Annotated in this window: 19 protein-coding genes; 11 read left to right on the top strand and 8 right to left on the bottom strand. The window is 64.7% G+C overall.

The window, feature by feature from the left end:
* The first annotated feature begins 19 nt into the window (after window positions 1-19).
* A complete protein-coding gene (locus H7K34_RS09840) occupies window positions 20-814 on the top strand; it encodes a rhomboid-like protein (protein ID WP_264992784.1) in 795 nt (264 codons plus the stop codon).
* Window positions 815-942: 128 nt separating this feature from the next.
* Window positions 943-1,155: a hypothetical protein gene (locus tag H7K34_RS09835; RefSeq protein ID WP_264061722.1), complete on the top strand. Its 213-nt coding sequence runs from the start codon at window positions 943-945 to the stop codon at window positions 1,153-1,155.
* On the opposite strand, the gene H7K34_RS09830 is transcribed toward H7K34_RS09835, so the two are convergent.
* On the bottom strand, window positions 1,156-1,278 hold the full coding sequence (locus tag H7K34_RS09830) for a hypothetical protein (protein ID WP_261859453.1): 123 nt from the start codon (window positions 1,276-1,278) through the stop codon (window positions 1,156-1,158).
* A gap of 169 nt (window positions 1,279-1,447) precedes the next feature.
* Entirely contained in the window at window positions 1,448-2,488 is a 1,041-nt protein-coding gene (gene ligD, locus H7K34_RS09825) for a non-homologous end-joining DNA ligase (RefSeq protein WP_264061721.1), read from the bottom strand.
* 37 nt (window positions 2,489-2,525) lie between these two features.
* Here ligD and H7K34_RS09820 point away from each other — a divergent pair, with 37 nt between their 5' ends.
* The 3 genes from H7K34_RS09820 (at window position 2,526) to H7K34_RS09810 (ending at window position 4,663) form a co-directional block, all read left to right on the top strand.
* Window positions 2,526-3,590: an ATP-dependent DNA ligase gene (locus tag H7K34_RS09820; RefSeq protein ID WP_264061719.1), complete on the top strand. Its 1,065-nt coding sequence runs from the start codon at window positions 2,526-2,528 to the stop codon at window positions 3,588-3,590.
* Window positions 3,521-4,084, top strand: coding sequence for a DUF732 domain-containing protein (locus tag H7K34_RS26750; protein WP_308205442.1), 564 nt, complete (start codon window positions 3,521-3,523; stop codon window positions 4,082-4,084). The genes H7K34_RS09820 and H7K34_RS26750 overlap by 70 nt, the downstream gene beginning before the upstream one ends.
* Before the next feature lie 249 nt (window positions 4,085-4,333).
* Window positions 4,334-4,663 (top strand): DUF732 domain-containing protein, encoded by a 330-nt coding sequence (locus tag H7K34_RS09810; protein WP_264061717.1) that lies wholly within the window; start codon window positions 4,334-4,336, stop codon window positions 4,661-4,663.
* Between the two features lie 16 nt (window positions 4,664-4,679).
* Here H7K34_RS09810 and H7K34_RS09805 read toward each other — a convergent pair whose 3' ends face one another.
* Entirely contained in the window at window positions 4,680-5,960 is a 1,281-nt protein-coding gene (locus H7K34_RS09805; RefSeq protein WP_264061716.1) for a cytochrome P450, read from the bottom strand.
* 79 nt (window positions 5,961-6,039) lie between these two features.
* On the opposite strand from H7K34_RS09805, the gene H7K34_RS09800 reads away from it, so the two are divergent.
* Window positions 6,040-7,095, top strand: a complete 1,056-nt coding sequence (locus H7K34_RS09800) for a DUF2330 domain-containing protein (protein ID WP_264061715.1) — start codon at window positions 6,040-6,042, stop codon at window positions 7,093-7,095.
* A 180-nt stretch (window positions 7,096-7,275) separates the two neighbouring features.
* Here H7K34_RS09800 and H7K34_RS09795 read toward each other — a convergent pair whose 3' ends face one another.
* From H7K34_RS09795 to H7K34_RS09780, 4 genes are all read right to left on the bottom strand, one after another.
* The gene (locus H7K34_RS09795) at window positions 7,276-7,761 is read right to left on the bottom strand and encodes an NUDIX domain-containing protein (protein ID WP_264061713.1); all 486 of its coding nucleotides are present in this window, start codon (window positions 7,759-7,761) and stop codon (window positions 7,276-7,278) included.
* 5 nt (window positions 7,762-7,766) lie between these two features.
* On the bottom strand, window positions 7,767-9,122 hold the full coding sequence (locus tag H7K34_RS09790) for a WS/DGAT/MGAT family O-acyltransferase (protein WP_108920146.1): 1,356 nt from the start codon (window positions 9,120-9,122) through the stop codon (window positions 7,767-7,769).
* A 156-nt stretch (window positions 9,123-9,278) separates the two neighbouring features.
* A complete protein-coding gene (locus tag H7K34_RS09785; RefSeq protein ID WP_264061712.1) occupies window positions 9,279-9,914 on the bottom strand; it encodes a maleylpyruvate isomerase family mycothiol-dependent enzyme in 636 nt (211 codons plus the stop codon).
* The gene (locus tag H7K34_RS09780; protein WP_264061711.1) at window positions 9,898-10,803 is read right to left on the bottom strand and encodes an alpha/beta hydrolase; all 906 of its coding nucleotides are present in this window, start codon (window positions 10,801-10,803) and stop codon (window positions 9,898-9,900) included. The genes H7K34_RS09785 and H7K34_RS09780 overlap by 17 nt, the downstream gene beginning before the upstream one ends.
* Before the next feature lie 93 nt (window positions 10,804-10,896).
* Here H7K34_RS09780 and H7K34_RS09775 point away from each other — a divergent pair, with 93 nt between their 5' ends.
* The gene (locus H7K34_RS09775; protein ID WP_264061710.1) at window positions 10,897-11,550 is read left to right on the top strand and encodes a TetR/AcrR family transcriptional regulator C-terminal domain-containing protein; all 654 of its coding nucleotides are present in this window, start codon (window positions 10,897-10,899) and stop codon (window positions 11,548-11,550) included.
* Between the two features lie 35 nt (window positions 11,551-11,585).
* Here H7K34_RS09775 and H7K34_RS09770 read toward each other — a convergent pair whose 3' ends face one another.
* Window positions 11,586-12,443, bottom strand: a complete 858-nt coding sequence (locus H7K34_RS09770; RefSeq protein ID WP_264061709.1) for an SDR family NAD(P)-dependent oxidoreductase — start codon at window positions 12,441-12,443, stop codon at window positions 11,586-11,588.
* A 107-nt stretch (window positions 12,444-12,550) separates the two neighbouring features.
* Here H7K34_RS09770 and H7K34_RS09765 point away from each other — a divergent pair, with 107 nt between their 5' ends.
* Genes H7K34_RS09765 through H7K34_RS09750 form a run of 4 tightly spaced genes read left to right on the top strand, consistent with a single transcriptional unit; the run spans window position 12,551 to window position 15,502 of the window.
* A complete protein-coding gene (locus H7K34_RS09765; protein ID WP_264061707.1) occupies window positions 12,551-13,633 on the top strand; it encodes an NAD(P)H-dependent amine dehydrogenase family protein in 1,083 nt (360 codons plus the stop codon).
* On the top strand, window positions 13,630-14,139 hold the full coding sequence (locus tag H7K34_RS09760; RefSeq protein WP_264061706.1) for a VOC family protein: 510 nt from the start codon (window positions 13,630-13,632) through the stop codon (window positions 14,137-14,139). Before H7K34_RS09765 ends, H7K34_RS09760 begins: the two co-directional genes overlap by 4 nt.
* On the top strand, window positions 14,136-14,909 hold the full coding sequence (locus H7K34_RS09755; RefSeq protein WP_264061705.1) for an SDR family NAD(P)-dependent oxidoreductase: 774 nt from the start codon (window positions 14,136-14,138) through the stop codon (window positions 14,907-14,909). The genes H7K34_RS09760 and H7K34_RS09755 overlap by 4 nt, the downstream gene beginning before the upstream one ends.
* The gene (locus H7K34_RS09750) at window positions 14,906-15,502 is read left to right on the top strand and encodes a TetR/AcrR family transcriptional regulator (protein WP_264061704.1); all 597 of its coding nucleotides are present in this window, start codon (window positions 14,906-14,908) and stop codon (window positions 15,500-15,502) included. The genes H7K34_RS09755 and H7K34_RS09750 overlap by 4 nt, the downstream gene beginning before the upstream one ends.
* Window positions 15,503-15,518: the final 16 nt, after the last annotated feature.

The following is a 15,518-nucleotide window of genomic DNA, read 5'->3' as shown; positions in this document are numbered from 1 at the left end:
CGAAAATCGTTGGACAACGATGAGATCGCGGCTGGTGTCCGTGGCGGCGTGGTTGCCTGTCACCATCGGGTACGCCGCCATGCTGCTGGGGGTGTCTTTCCTACTGACGGCGCTCGGCCCGCACACACACGACGTCGCGGTGAGTGAGATGAGCACCAACGTGCACAATCTGGCGAACGGCCACGTGGCCACGTTGGTCGGCAGCGCATTTCTCAGCGACGGCGGACATGTGCTGCTTTGGCTGCCGGGCCTGGTGTGCTTACTGGCCCTGGGCGAACTGATCTGGCGCAGTAAGGGTTTGGTCGTCACATTCACACTCGGCCACATTGGCGCTACCTTGGTCGTCGCCGCTTGGCTGGCCACTGCGCTCACGGCCGGCTGGTTGCCGATGTCCTTAGCGCGCGCCACCGACGTGGGGATGAGTTACGGCGCGGTGTGTGTCCTGGGGGCGCTCACCGCGTCTATACCGTCACGCTGGCGGCCCATCTGGATCGGTTGGTGGCTCGGCAACGCCATCGCCGCAGCCTTGAGTGCGGACTTCACCGCCGTTGGTCACGTGGTTGCGCTGCTACTCGGCATCGCGTTGTCGTTCCGCCTGCGCTCGATCTTGAGCTGGACACTGCTCCATTCGGCTTTGCTTGTCGTCGGTTCGGCCTTTGGCTACATGGTGCTGTGTGGACCGGCAGGGCCGGCGCCGGTGGCCGGCGCGACCGGTGCGCTGATCGCTCTGGTCGCCGCCTGGGCGTTGCCGTCGCGCAGCGGCGCAACCCTGGTGGGCCGCCGGGGGCTGCTGCCGCGGCCGGCACAGTCGTAGTCGGCCAGCCGACAACAACGGACCCGGAAGTGTCCCCGCTATCTTTGAAGCCGCGCTGACCATCGCACCTTGATTTAGTGAAAGTGTTGTGCAACAACACCTTTCAGCGCAAGCGTAGAGTCGGGTGGATGAACTTGGTCGATTCAATCCAGCGCGGCCTCAACTGGCTTGCGACCCCGCACTACCTCGAGCCCCACCTGGAGATGGAAACCCGCCCGATACGGCAGGCGCCGCTGGAAATGGAAATCGTGTACTGCACGCTCTCCCGCGGCAGCGCGACGCTGAAATTTCCGGTGACGATGATGATTCTGCCGACAGGCGCCTCGCCCGTCAGGAACTAGTTAGCCCAAAGAGCAGGTGAAAGTGCCGCAGTCAACCGTGAAAGGCACCGTACATCCCGCGGTCGCGGTGGCGGCAGCGGTGAGGATCGCCGCGAGGATGAGCTTGCTCTTGAGACCAGACATGCCGCTCCATTCGTTAGGCCCCCGGCCGTCGTCGCCTAGACCGCAGTAATTCCCGTACCACGGCGATACGCGACGATTTGACGACAGAATGCCAGAATGTGGCATGCACGCGGACGGTAATTGCAGAGGTTAATCACCACCGGCATGCGCACCTATCGCGCAGCTTCATTCAATTCGACTTATTTTTCCTGGTCAGATCGGTATCCCGACTCGGCTGCACTCGTTTCGGTTCGCCGGGCATTTTCGGGTAATTCGGCGGATAGGGCATATCGCCCAGGCCGCGCTCTTCATCGGCCTCGACCATGTCCAGCAACCGGGTCAGGGATTGCACCTTTTCGTCCATGCCGGCCCATGGGTCGTCGCGGCCCGACACCAGGTCGGGCACGGTCGCCATCGTGTAATTGTCCGGCTCCGCGCCGGCTAACTCGTCCCACGTCAGCGGCATCGACACGGTCGCGATCGCCGTGCGTCGCACGGAGTACGGCGAGGCCATCGTGCGGTCCCGGGCGTTTTGGTTGAAGTCGATGAAGATGCGCTCGCCGCGTTCCTCTTTCCACCACGACGTGGTCACCTCGTGCGGCGCACGGCGTTCGACCTCGCGCGCCAGCGCGATACCCGCCCGGCGGACGGCGATGAAATCCCAGCCCGTGGCGATCCGGAGGAACACGTGGATCCCGCGCCCCCCGGAGGTCTTGGGATAGCCGACCAGGCCGAGCTCGTGGAGCAACGGCCGCAACACATCGACTGCAACCGAGCGCGCCTGCTCGAAGCCGACGCCGGGTTGCGGATCCAAATCGATGCGCAGCTCATCCGGGTGCTCGGTGTCGGGGCAGCGCACCTGCCACGGGTGCAGCGTGACCGTGCCCATCTGCGCCGCCCAGACGATGGCCGCCGGGTGGGTCACCATCAGCGCGTCGGCGGTCCGTCCCGACGGGAAGGTAACCCGGCAAGTCTGCAGGTAATCGGGATGATGCTGCGGTATCCGCTTCTGGTAGATCTCCTCGCCGTCGATGCCGTCCGGAAAGCGCTGCAGGTGGGTGGGCCGGTTGCGCAGGGCGTCCAGCATCGGGCCGCGCGCCACCGCGAGGTAATACTCGACGAGCCGCCGCTTGGTGCCGTTGGATCCCAGTTTCGGGAAATACACCTTGTCCGGGTTGGAGAGTCGCACCGAGACGCCGTCGACGTCGAGCTCTTCTGCTGCCGCAGCCATCTCTCGATTCCAGCACGGCGCACGTCAGAATGAACCAATGGACTTGCCCGTCATGCCACCGGTTTCGCCGATGCTGGCCAAATCGGTCAAGGCAATCCCGCCGGATGCGTCGTATGAGCCCAAATGGGATGGATTCCGATCCATTTGCTTCCGCGACGACGATCAAGTTGAACTGGGCAGTCGCAACGAGCGCCCGATGACCCGATACTTCCCCGAGCTGGTCGCGGCGGCCCGGGACGAGCTGCCGCAGCGCTGCGTGATCGACGGTGAAATCGTGATCGCCACCGATCACGGCCTGGACTTCGAGGCACTGCAACAACGTATTCACCCGGCCGATTCGCGGGTGCGAATGCTCGCCGAGCACACCCCGGCGGCATTCATCGCGTTCGACCTGCTGGCCCTCGGCGACGATGACTTCACCGGGCGCCCGTTCAGCGAGCGGCGCGCCGCCCTCGTTGAAGCCTTGACGGATTCCGGGCACTCGTTTCATGTCACGCCGGCGAGCACCGATTTGCACACCGCACAACAATGGTTCGAGGAATTCGAGGGGGCGGGTCTCGACGGGGTGATCGCGAAGCCGCTGACCGGCACATACCAGCCGGATAAGCGCGTCATGTTCAAGATCAAGCACGAGCGGACGGCCGACTGCGTGGTCGCGGGTTATCGAGTGCACAAATCGGGCGGCGACACGATTGGGTCCCTGCTGCTCGGGCTTTATCAAGGTGACGGCCAGCTCGCGTCGGTCGGCGTGATCGGCGCGTTTCCGATGGCCGAACGGCGGCGGCTGTTCACCGAGCTGCAGCCACTCGTCACCGGCTTCGAAGACCACCCGTGGAACTGGGCCGCATCCGAGGCCGGCGAACGAACCCCACGCAAGCACGAAACCTCCCGGTGGAACGCCGGCAAGGACCTCTCATTTGTCCCGCTGCGGCCCGAGCGGGTCGTCGAGGTCCGTTTCGACCACATGGAAGGTCGGCGGTTTCGCCACACCGCGCAATTCAGCCGGTGGCGTCCCGACCGCGATCCGCGCTCATGCAACTACGAGCAACTCGAGCAACCAGTCAGCTTCAGCCTCGGCGATATCGTGCCGGGCCTCGGCTAGAGCCGATTGCGTTCCCGCAGCTCGGGCGGGCTTCACTACACGTTCGGAATCCGCGCGGGAGGCCACTTCGCGCGAGGTCCACACAGCGTTTGCACAGCTACCTAGAAGCGAAAATCCGTTGCAGTGCCCGCGGCGAAAGCGGATCGTTGATGTCTAGACGGTTAACGGAAAGAAGTCAACGGATGAACTCATCGACATTCATGAGGTCCTTGCCCCTAGGAATCTTGGCGGCCATCGCGCTTTCGTCGGGCACCCCGGTCGCACATGCAAGTGGCACGGATGACTTCCTTCGACAGGTGCGCGCAAATGGAGTTGGGCTGCACAAATCAGATGCCGCCTTGGTTGAGGACGCCGAGGAAGTGTGCGCCATGCTCGACTACCAAGAGTCGGCCTACCAATACCTTGACCAGAACTCCGGTCTGAACGACAAGCAATCCGCCATGTTCGTGGCCGTCTCGGTGCAATACTTCTGCCCGCAATACACCCCTGGATAGGCCCCGAGCAGCGGGTCACATTCAGCCGCGGCGACATCTTGCCGGGCCTTGGATATAAGCGGCGGGATCGAAAGCCGCTAACCCATGCCGAGCCGTGCCTTTTGGCAGGCAGGCAAATGGCGTCGTGATGGGTCATAATTCTTTACCGCTTGTTTGGTCCACGTGCACTGAGGCCGCTTATGGTCTCCCTCCGTATTGACCGGCGGTGGAAGCAGATCCTTGATCGATAGGTCGAAAGGAAGTCAACGAATGAACGCTGTGGCGGCCGCGCGGAAGCCCCTGGGAATCTTGGCGGCTAGCGGGCTTGTGTTGGTAGGGGCGGCGCCGGTCGCGCAGGCAACTCCAACGGATGACTTCCTCCGTCAGGTGCGCGCAAATGGGATCGGGGTCAACGCACCGGATGCCGCCGTGATCGAGGATGCCCAGGAAGTGTGCGCCATGCTCGACTACCAAGAGGCTGCGTACCAATACCTTATTCAGCACTCCGGTCTAGACCGGAATCAGTCCGCCTTCTTCATCGCCGCTTCGGTCACCTACTACTGCCCGGAGTTCGCGCCCAAGCTAGGCCCGGGTCACTGATCGCAACCCGCAGCTTTCAGACAGCCACCGTCAGCTCCGATAGTCCGCGCAGCGTGACGTTCGCCTTGTACTGCGGCTCGCTGTCCAGGCGCGCCTGCGGAAAACGCGCCGTCACCTCCGACAGGGCAATGCCGGCTTCCATCCGCGCCAGCGAGGCGCCCAGGCAATAGTGAATCCCTCGCCCAAAACCTAAGTGCCGCAGTACTCCCCGATCCGGGTCGAAGATGTCGGGCCGATCGAATTCGGTGGGATCCCGATGCGCCGCGGCCAGTAGCAGCATCATCACGTCACCTTCGGGCACCTCGATGCCGCCAATCATCATGTCTTCTAGGGCAATTCGGCCAACCATTTGCACCGGCGGGTCATACCGAAGGGTCTCCTCGACGACCCCCGAGACGCGGTTGGCGTCCGCACCGAGCGCAGCCCAGTGCGACGGCTGCCGCAGCATCGCCAGGATGGCGTTGCCGATCAGGTTGACCGTGGTCTCGTGACCGGCGACCAGCAACAGCAGGCAGGTCGAGACGATCTCTTCCTCGGCCAGCTGATCGCCGGACTCCTCCACCGCGACAAGGCCCGACATCAAGTCGTCACCGGGCTGCGAGCGCCGCCGATCGATCAAGCCGTGCAGGTACTCCCGCAACCACGCACCGGCGTCGAGGCGTTCCTGCAGGCCATCGGAGGCCGAGCCGGTGAACGTGACGAACGGGTCCAGTGATTGCGCGAGTAGTCCTGACGCATGGCTGAATTGCGGCTCGTCGTCCAGCGGCACACCGAGTAGCCGACAGATGACCGCCACCGGCAGCGGATAAGCGAAGTCTTCGACGACGTCGAAGCAGCCCTTCTCGGCGATCCTGTCGAGCATTCCGGACACCACGACGCTGATGTCGGGCCGCAGCGCACTGACCACTTTCGGCGCGAACGCCTTGCTGACCAACTTGCGCAGCCGCGTGTGATCGGGGGGGTCAAGGAACAGAAATCCCGGCGGCACTTGCGCCGGCGGCGGCGCACCGGCGGCGGTGAGTTCCCGGATCTGCGCTTCGACCTGCTCTTGGGCGCGCGACGACTTCATCCGATCGCTGCTCGACGACGGGTGCCGCAGGGCGTCGTCACAGTCGCGGTAGCTCGAGAAAACGACGAGGTGCGCGTCGGGCAGCAGGATCGGCCCACGGTCACGAAACTGTGCGCCCAGCCGATATGGATCGGCCCGATTGGCCGGATCGAGGAATCCGAATAGCAACTTTTGGGATTCGGCCTGGTCGGCGGGTTCTGGGGGCTGCTGAATCGACGCAGTCGTCATGCTCACATTGTGCATGCCGCACCTTAATTCGCACTGAGAACGGCGTGACCGTACCCGCTTCAGCAACTAGCATGTCGCCATGAAGGTGCCTCGTACATGCGGGTTGGGCCTGATCGCCGTTTTCTTGGCTACCCTGGCCAATGTGGCCGTAGCTGCTCCGGGTCACGCCTGTGCGTGCGGTGCGGTGGTCCCTCCCGCCGGCGGCCAGGCCACCATGAATCATGAAGTGGCGCTGGTACATTGGGATGGATCCAGCGAGACCGTCGTCATGCAGATCGCCCTGAACGCCGACACGAACAACGTCGCCCTGGTAGTGCCCACCCCCGCGCCGGCGACCGTCACGGAAGGCGACAAGGCGACATTCACCGAGCTGGACACCCTCACCGCCCCTCGTGTCCAACAGCGCCGGCACTGGGTGCTGGGGCAGACGGGTTCGGCTGCGCACGCCCCGCTCGAGGCCGCGGCTCCCAGGGGACCCACGGTGGTCAACCAGGTCCACCTCGGGCCGCTGGAGGCCACCACGCTGGCCGGCGGTGACCTGAGCGGATTGCAAAAGTGGTTGGGCGACAACGGTTATGCCATCCGTCCCGCCGTGTCGGAAGCACTGGGCCCTTACCTACGCGACGGCTGGTCGTTCGTCGCGATCCGGCTGACCAGTTCAAACCCCATCGTGGGTGGTCTCAACCCAGTGCGGATGACCTTCCCATCGACGCAATTGGTCTATCCCATGCGCCTTTGCGCGGCCGCCGGGGGCCCACAACAAGTCACGATCTTCACGCTGTCCGATCATCGACAGCAGCGCACCGACGCCGATGCCTCAGCCCAGGCCGTCCAAGTTCAGTTCGCGGGCAACATCGCTGCCGCTGTTCAGAATTCGCTGCTACGTGAACTGACGGCGAATCACGGCGGCTATCTGACCAAGCTCGCGGTGAATATCCCTAAGCCGGAACGAATCTCCTCGGACTTCACGTTCGGCAACGCCGCCAACGATGACACCTACCGGCAGGTGATCTACGTCGATCACGATGTCGTGATCCCCATCGAGCTGATCCTGTTCGCCGGATTCGTGCTCGCGGTGATCGCGGTGACGGTGATCATTGTCGTGCTCCGCCGCCAGCGGCGCCGCAGCGCTTAGCGGCGCGGTGTTGGTCATCGGGGAACGGCGCATCGTAGCCCGACCCAGAAGATCCGAAGCGTGCCGCCGCCGTTATCGGAAACATCGGAATGCCTTGCAGTACAAGGAAAGTTTGGCAAGTCGTCGAAGCGTTCGTCGGGTGTTCGCAACGTCTTCACGTCTGGAACATCCTTCCGCTCGTCAAACCCCTTCGGTGCAGCCCGCCAACTCTCGACGCGCCATCAACGCATCGAGATAGGCCAGCTGTCCCTTGAGTAGTTTCCTGCGTGCCTGCGCCACCGGGAACCACCCGACCCGATCGACTTCGGGGAACTCCCGCATCGTGCCCGAGCCCTTCGGCCACTCCAGTTCGAAGGTGTTGCTGCGGGCTTCGGTAACGTCGAGGTCGCTGCGGACGGCGAAGGCGGTGACCACCTTGCCACTTGGTTGTTTGACCGTGCCGAGGTCGAGGCGTGGCCCATCCGGAACGGCTAAGCCCAGCTCCTCGGAGAACTCGCGCTGCGCCGCGGCCCAGGGATCTTCGCCGTCGGTGTACTCACCTTTCGGAATCGACCACGCCCCGTCGTCCTTGCGGGCCCAGAACGGCCCGCCCGGATGCGCGATCAAAGCTTCGACGACACCGTCGCGGATCCGGTACAACAACACACCCGCACTGAGTTTTGGCACCGGGCTCAGACTCCGACGGCGCGTTCCAGATCTTTCAGCGACGACTCCAGGTGCGCTAGCAGGCGCTGCATGTGCGGGACGCTGCTCCGACACCCGACCAGACCGAAATCCAGCTTGTCGGCATTGCTGACCAGGGTGATGTTCAGCGCTTGGCCATCGAGAATCGCAGACAGCGGATAGCTGCCGTCCAGGCGAGCACCGCCGTAGTACATCTGCTCACGGGGGCCCGGCACGTTCGAGATGATGACGTTGAAAGGCGGCGACGTCGAGCTCACCCATCCGGGAACCATCGACATCGCCAGCGCACTCATGTTCACCGCGGAAAGCGCCAAAGCTTGAACTCGCGGCAACTGGGCGAACACCGTCTTGTTCTTGTACATCGACTCGCTGACGGTCTCCAGCCGCTTGGCGGGATCGTCGATGTCGGTGGCCAGGTTGCACAGGATGGCTCCGACCAGGTTGCCGCCGGCGTCGGCCTCGTCCTCGTGACGCAGGCTCACCGGGACCATCGCCAGCAGCGGTGCTTCCGGCAGGGCGTCCTGCTCTAGCAGGTAATACCGCAAAGCGCCCGAACACATCGCCAGGACGACATCGTTGAGCGTCACCCCCGCCGCGCTCTTGACGTTCTTGATTCGGTCCACCGACCATGACTGCGCCGCGCAGCGGCGGGCGCCGCCGATCTTGACGTTCAGCATGGTGCGCGGGGCTCCGAACGGCAGCGTCAGCTGCTGTTCGAACAGCGCCGCACGGGCCAGTGACACCGTCGACGGGGCAAGTGCGGCAAGCGATCCCGCCGTATGCATCAGCGAACGCAGCCGCGACGACGGCGCAGCGTCCGGTTTGGGTTTGCGCAGGCTCCAGGGTGCCCGGATCTCATCGTCGTCGGGGTCGTTGGACAGTGCGCGCTGCATCAGCTTCAGTGCCGACACGCCGTCGATAAGGGCGTGGTGCATCTTGGTGTAGATCGCGAAGCGGCCGTCCTTGAGGCCTTCGATCACGTACGCCTCCCACAGCGGGCGGTGGCGATCAAGCAGGCTGCTGTGCAACAGCGAAGTCAACTCGAGCAGATCGCGGACCCGCCCGGGAGAGGGCAGCCCGGAGCGCCGAACGTGATAGTCGAGGTCGACGTCCTTGTCGTAGGACCACCCGAGGTTGGCGATTCCGCCAAAGAAAGTCGCCGGGCGCTTGAGAAAGGTGGGCTGGAAATCCTGCTGCGCGACGAGGCTGTCGTAGAACTCTCGCACGAACTCCCGACCGGCGCCGGCGGGGGGCTCATATAGCGACAGACCACCGACGTGCATCGGGTGCTCACGGGATTCGCCCAGCAGAAATACCGAGTCGGTGGGGTTCATCAGTTCCATCCGCCAATTAGACGCCCACCGGGGCGCGACCCGCCACCGCGCCCCCGGTCTTGTGCGGGTACGGCTCCGGGCGTGCGCTGCGGGTGGACTCGGTCGACGTGTCACCACCCGAGACACACAGTCAACGCCGACGGCGCACGCCGCCGTTATGCGATCTCACATTCGAGACGAAAGTACTGCGACGCCGTCGCCGCTCAGGTGCCGCAGCGCCCAGGGCCTTCCCGCGAGAACGGATGCGAGGTGGGCGGCTTGCCCCGTGACCGCGGGCCCATCGGCGCGACGAGACCAGTCGGCGTCGCTGGCAAGCAGATTGAGGCCACGAGCCCGCGCTGCTGCCGGGACGAACGGGTTGGGCACTCGAACTTGAGTGTTCAGCACAGCGACGACGGTCGATACGGGCACCGCCGACGCTTTGCCCAACGCATACGCGATGTCGAGTTCATGGATGACGTGGTCGCCCAGCAGCAGCCGCCTCGGGAAAAGGCGGCCGATTCCTCGGGGTCGGCGCGCCAGCTGCACAAAGTCGCCGAGCAATTGGTCTGGACTGCGCCGTGCCGCCAGGCCATGGGCCAGTTTGGTGTTCGCGGCGTCGAACGAACCGCGATGCCGCAGCATGCTCGCGGCGACCGAGGACGGCGCGACACTGTATCCGATAACGAGATGAGCCAGTACTTCGTGATTGGTCCACTCGGTGCACAGGCTCGGTTCTGCCCACTGCGTCGCGCTGATATCGGAAGCCAATTCCGCGAGCCTTGTGTCGTTGTCCCGCAACGTGTTAGCCGACTCGGACACCCAAGTGCTCCTGTAAAAAGGCGGTCTGATCGGCGAGCAGCTCGCTGCGCAGCGGCGGGTGATAGATCTGGAAGTGATCACCGTCGTAGTGCCGCGCGATTCCGCGCGGTGCCGCAGCGGCGACGTCTTCGGCGTGGCGCGGGTCCATCAAGGTTTCCCGACGTGAAACGCAAACCAGCAGCGGCACTTTGATTTTCGCTGCCTCGCGTTTCGCGCTGCTCGACGCGATGCCGAGCACGTCCATCGCCGCCATCCGGTTGTCGAACGTGCACCCGGGCGACACGGTGGAATACCAGCCGTCCAACGCGCCCGCGCCGGTCACCGCGGCCAAGCCGCCGGGCTCGCCAACGATGGGGACGTAGGTTCGGCCCACCCTTCGAATCCGGCCGATGGCGTCGGCAACGATCGCCGGCGTGAGCCGCAAGGCGGGTAGCAGGCCGCTTCGCAGCAGCGTTCCCGGACCGTGCACGATCGGGCATTGCACCACCACCGCCGCGACGTCGAGCCCGTGTTCCGCCGCCTGTAGCACGTGCATCGCACCCAGGCTGGTTCCCCACAATCCCAGCCGGGCAGCGTCGATATCGGCGTGCCCGCGCAAATAGTCACAGGCCGCGGCCACGTCCTGCCGGTGCCCGCACATGCTGAACTGCTGACGCGGCTCACCGTCCGACTCGCCGGTATAGCGATAGTCGAACGCCAACGTTGCGACCCCGGATCGCGCGAAATGCTGCTCGTACTGGGACAGCGACATGCCGTGCGTGGCGCCCAGGCCGTGGGCCAGCACCAGGCCAGGATGCGGCCCGGGCCCGTCGGGAAGAGTGAGCCAGGCCGCGCAACGGGTGCCGCGCGACATGAAGGACACCCGGGTGGTGTCGTAGGCAGCGGTCATGTGAGATCCTTCCCTAGATACGTACACCGTACGTTTTAACTTACGTACGGTGTACGTGTCAATGGGTACGCGTAATGAGGAGGCCGGCCGCAGATGCGGGCACGATTCACTCTCGCCGAGGTGCGGGCGCAGGCGATTTCCATCGTCGACAAGGATGGACTCGCCGGCCTGAGCATGCGATCGCTGGCGGCCGCACTGGGCACCGGGCCTATGACGCTCTACAACTACGTCAAAGACCGCGAGGAGCTCGAGGGCCTCGTCGCCGACGCGGTGCTCGCCGACATCCGCCTGCCACGCCATTCCGACGATTGGCGTGCCGACGTCAAAGCCATCGCGACCGCCTGGTGGCTGGGCGTGCGTCAGCACCCCAATGCCGCGCCGCTGGTATTGACGCGCCGCACGGTATCGGTCGCCGGCTACCTTCCCGCCGAACGCCTCATCGAGGCGCTCCGGCGCGCGGGATTGAGCGACCTCGATGTGCTCGCCGCGTTTCGCGGAGTGCTCAGCCTCGTAATGGGCGCTGCCCAAGTCGAATTGGCCGGCCCGCTCGCTGGAGCCGACCGCGAACAATCCAATGCGGCAGTCGCGAAGCGCATCGGCGACCTCGCCGGCGCCGAGCACCCGCACTTGGCCGCGCTATCCGAGACCAGCCGGCGTTCGACGATGGTCGACGACTTCGACGGCGCCCTCGAAATGCTGCTCACCGGCATCGAGGCCGCGTCATGCGCGCCCAAACGCCGACGGTAGCCGTTGCGGGCCTTGGGAACTCGCCGTGCGGAGGATTAGAGCAGGTCGGTGATCGTCTTGAGGCCCGCGTCGTAGAGCACGCCGGGCAGCATGCCGCCGTCGCATTCGATGGTCGTGCCGTTGACGAAGTCGGCCTGCCCGCCGGCCAGGAAGACGCAGACCCGTCCGACTTCCGCGGGCTCGCCGGGCCGGCGCAACGGAACGGCGGCGAAATACTTCTCGCCGGTCGGATCGTCTTTGGGCAACACGAACGACCGGAAGTTCTCGGTCATCGTCGGGCCCAATGCCACACAGTTGACCCGCACCTTCGGCCCCCACTCCTGCGCCAGTGACCGAGTCAGGTGGTTGAGGCCGCTCTTGGCCGCGCCATAGGAGACCAAGGTGGGTGAGCCCGCCGGGTGCCCGGCGCCGCTGGAGACGTTGATGATGCAGCCGACGCCATCCTGCGTCGACATCTGCCGGTAGGCGCGGATGGCGAACCAGAGCGGACTGATCAGGTTCATCTGCACCGCGAACGCGTGGAACAGCGCGGTGCGTTCGTAGTCGTCGTTGCTGGGCGGTGCGCCCTGAATGCGTTGCACGAGTTCGGGAATGTCCTCCACGTGTGGCGCCGGGACGGTACCGCCCGCGTTGTTGACCAGAATGTCGACGCGACCGTGGGTCGCCACCACCTCGGCGATTAAGGCGTCGATCGAGCGGCAGTCGCCTTGATCGCAGACTCGTTGCGAAGCACGCGCCGCCCATTGCGATTCGATGCCGGGAATGGTGTCCAGCGGCCCGCGCGAACAGCCGATGACGGTGGCGCCGGCGCGCAGCAGTTCATGGGCGATGCCGACGCCCACGCCGCGGCTGGTTCCGGTGACGATCGCGATCTTGCCGTCCAGGTCGCTCATGCACAGGCCCTTCCTACCCGAAACCATTGTTGACAGTCACTGCCAGCGGGTCATACTGTGCCATTTCGATCGTTGACGTGTAAAGGCGTGCAATCGAAAGGACAGCGATGAGTAGTTCGTCCAAGCTTCGCGTAATTCAATGGGCGACCGGCGGCGTCGGCAAGGCCGCCATCGGATGCGTGCTCAACCACCCGCAGCTCGAGCTGGCGGGCTGCTGGGTGCACAGCGCGCAGAAGAATGGTGTCGACGTCGGCCGGATCATCGGGACTACAGACCTTGGTGTCACCGCTACTTCGAGCATCGACGAGATACTCGCGCTGGACGCCGACTGCGTCATGTACAGCCCGCTGGTACCCAACGACGACGAGGTCATCGCGATCCTGCGGTCCGGCAAGAACGTGGTCACCCCGGTCGGCTGGGTATACCCCGATCCGGGCAACGCGCGGCACCAGGCGGTCGCCGACGCTGCGACGGAAAGCGGTGTGACGCTGCATGGTTCAGGCATCCACCCCGGGGGCATCACCGAGCGCTTCCCGCTGATGATTTCCTCGCTCTCGTCCGCGGTCACCCATGTGCGCGCCGAGGAGTTCTCCGACATCCGCACCTACAACGCACCCGATGTGGTGCGCCACATCATGGGCTTCGGCGGCACCCCGGAGGAAGCCACCCAAGGGCCAATGGCCAGCCTGCTTGAAGCCGGCTTCAAGCAGTCGGTGCGGATGATCGCGGATCACATGGGATTTCTGATCGATCCCAACATCGTCACCATCCAGGATGTCGCCGTGGCGACCGCCGACATCGACTACGAACCCTTCCCGATCACCACTGGCACCGTGGCCGCACGCCGGTTCCGCTGGCAAGCTACCGTCGACGGCCAGCCGGTCATCACCGCGGCGGTGAACTGGCTGATGGGTGAGGAAAACCTTGACCCGGCTTGGAATTTCGAGGGGCGGGGCGAACGCTTCGAGGTGGAGATCACCGGCGACCCCGACGTGAGCCTCACCTTCAAGGGGCTGCAACCGGAGACGATCGAAGAGGGACTGGTGAAGAACCCGGGCGTGGTGGTCACCGCGAACCATTGCATCAACGCCATCCCGGACGTCTGCGCCGCCGAACCAGGCATCAAGACCTACCTGGATCTACCGCTATTCGCCGGGCGCCCGGCTGCCAATCTCGCGAAGCCATCGTGACCGGCGAAGGCGTCCTCGACGATGTGTCGTTCTGTCACCTTGTCGTGGGCGTCACGGACATGGACCGTGCACTGGTGTTCTACCGGGACCTGCTCGGTATGGACGTCGTCTTCGAATCCCTGATCTCCGGGGAGCCTTTCGACGCGGTACTGCACGCGACCCGTAAGCAGGAAGGCCGGGTGGTCGGCGGTTTGTTGGGCGGCCTGATGATTGAGCTGCTCTCCCTGGGCAATGAGCGAGCTGGGGAGCAGAAGCCGACCCATCGGGGTATCACCGGGATCCACAACGTGTCGTTGTCGGTAACCGAACTCAACGACATCCATCGCCGTGTCGTCGACGCCGGCTACACGCCGGACCAGGACCCGTTCGAAATCGGCGGAGTCCGAATGTTTTTCGTCAAGGACCCGGACGGGACGCCGGTGGAGTTCATCGAGCTGCCGGGCGGTGCGCGCAGCACTTACGAAATGCACCGCGGCGTGCAGCTGCAGATGGGACCCGTCAGATGAGCTACAGCCATCCCGATTCGATGCGCGGGCACGCCGCGATCGTCACCGGTGCCGCTCAAGGCGTCGGCAAGGGCGTTGCGACCGCACTGCTCCAACGCGGCGCGCAAGTGCTGTTGGTCGACATCCAGGAAGAGGCCCTGGGCACGACCACCACGGAGCTCGAGGCAATCGGACGGGTGGAACAGTTAGTCGCCGATCTGCGCGACCCGGACAGCGCGCAGCGGATCACCGCCGCCGCAGTCGGCGCCTTCGGCACGGCGCACGGCCTGGTCAACAACGCCATCGCCACCAATGAGCCCAAGGCATTCGTCAACATCACCCTCGAGGACTTCGCACTCGGCCACGACGTCGGTCCCCGCGCGACCTTCCTGCTGATGCAGGCCGTGTACCCGCTAATGGTTGAAGCGGGCGGCGGGTCCATCGTCAACCTCGGCTCGGGGACGGGAACAGGTGGTGAACCCAAGTGGGGCGGCTATGCCACCGCCAAGGAAGGCATCCGCGGCCTGTCGAAGGTCGCAGCGCTGGAATGGGGACGCGACAACATCCGGGTCAACGTCATCTGCCCGTTCGCTGAATCCGACGGCGTAAAGTTCTGGAAGTCGTTCGCGCCCAAGGAGTACGACAAGGCCGTGGGGCGTGTTCCGATGAAGCGCATCGGCGACGTGCACACCGATGTGGGGGCGCTGGTCGCATTCCTGCTCGGCAGTGACGCGACATTCATCACCGGTCAGACCATTCACGTCGACGGTGGGATCGGCTGCTTCCGGTGACCACCGAAGGCGAGTCGCTCCGGGATCGCCAGCGCGCACAGATCCGCGCCGATATCCGACGAGCGGCCTTTCGGCTGTTTGTCGAACGCGGATACGACGCCGTTACTACCGAGGAGATCGCCACTGCCGCAGGCGTTTCACCGCGCACCTTCTTCCGGCATGTGCCGACTAAGGAGGAGCTGCTGCTGGCACCCGTGCGCTATGGCGGTGCCGCGATCGTCAACCACTTGGAGAAGCGGCCCGCCAGCGAGTCACCCGATGTCGCACTGATCAACGCCATCATCACGCGGACCCGGTCATTCGACCGCGCCGACTGCGAGGAGTGGCGGGCAGCGCTGCTGGTCGCGCCCGGCCTGCTAGACAAGGCAACGATCCACACGCCCGCCGACAAGGAACGGGCGATGAAGCTCGTCGCCGAGCGCATGGGTGCCGACCCCGAGACCGACATGCGTCCCGGTTTGTTGATTCAACTCGCTTTTGGTGCAGCCGATTTCGCCTTCCAGCAGTGGGTGTTGCGGTCGACCAACCGGCAGCCACTGGATCGCTACGTGACCGAAGCCCTTGAAGCGGTTAAGAACCCTTACTGGAAATAGCGCCTATCGGGACTTG

The organism is Mycobacterium montefiorense (assembly GCF_025823255.1).
In the GTDB taxonomy this organism is placed as follows: domain Bacteria; phylum Actinomycetota; class Actinomycetes; order Mycobacteriales; family Mycobacteriaceae; genus Mycobacterium; species Mycobacterium montefiorense.
Note: the sequence above shows the minus strand (reverse complement) of the source record. Positions and strands in the feature narration are given on the sequence as shown.

Excerpts from the sequence above, each read along its gene's own strand:
- H7K34_RS09775 (WP_264061710.1), top strand. The coding sequence starts at position 10,897 with ATGCGGGCACGATTCACTCTCGCCGAGGTGCGGGCGCAGGCGATTTCC.
- H7K34_RS09820 (WP_264061719.1), top strand. The coding sequence starts at position 2,526 with ATGGACTTGCCCGTCATGCCACCGGTTTCGCCGATGCTGGCCAAATCG.
- H7K34_RS09835 (WP_264061722.1), top strand. The coding sequence starts at position 943 with ATGAACTTGGTCGATTCAATCCAGCGCGGCCTCAACTGGCTTGCGACC.
- H7K34_RS09840 (WP_264992784.1), top strand. The coding sequence starts at position 20 with ATGAGATCGCGGCTGGTGTCCGTGGCGGCGTGGTTGCCTGTCACCATC.
- H7K34_RS09755 (WP_264061705.1), top strand. The coding sequence starts at position 14,136 with ATGAGCTACAGCCATCCCGATTCGATGCGCGGGCACGCCGCGATCGTC.
- H7K34_RS26750 (WP_308205442.1), top strand. The coding sequence starts at position 3,521 with ATGCAACTACGAGCAACTCGAGCAACCAGTCAGCTTCAGCCTCGGCGA.
- H7K34_RS09770 (WP_264061709.1), bottom strand. The coding sequence starts at position 12,443 with ATGAGCGACCTGGACGGCAAGATCGCGATCGTCACCGGAACCAGCCGC.
- H7K34_RS09780 (WP_264061711.1), bottom strand. The coding sequence starts at position 10,803 with ATGACCGCTGCCTACGACACCACCCGGGTGTCCTTCATGTCGCGCGGC.
- H7K34_RS09790 (WP_108920146.1), bottom strand. The coding sequence starts at position 9,122 with ATGGAACTGATGAACCCCACCGACTCGGTATTTCTGCTGGGCGAATCC.
- H7K34_RS09800 (WP_264061715.1), top strand. The coding sequence starts at position 6,040 with ATGAAGGTGCCTCGTACATGCGGGTTGGGCCTGATCGCCGTTTTCTTG.
- H7K34_RS09805 (WP_264061716.1), bottom strand. The coding sequence starts at position 5,960 with ATGACGACTGCGTCGATTCAGCAGCCCCCAGAACCCGCCGACCAGGCC.
- ligD (WP_264061721.1), bottom strand. The coding sequence starts at position 2,488 with ATGGCTGCGGCAGCAGAAGAGCTCGACGTCGACGGCGTCTCGGTGCGA.
- H7K34_RS09810 (WP_264061717.1), top strand. The coding sequence starts at position 4,334 with ATGAACGCTGTGGCGGCCGCGCGGAAGCCCCTGGGAATCTTGGCGGCT.
- H7K34_RS09765 (WP_264061707.1), top strand. The coding sequence starts at position 12,551 with ATGAGTAGTTCGTCCAAGCTTCGCGTAATTCAATGGGCGACCGGCGGC.
- H7K34_RS09830 (WP_261859453.1), bottom strand. The coding sequence starts at position 1,278 with ATGTCTGGTCTCAAGAGCAAGCTCATCCTCGCGGCGATCCTCACCGCT.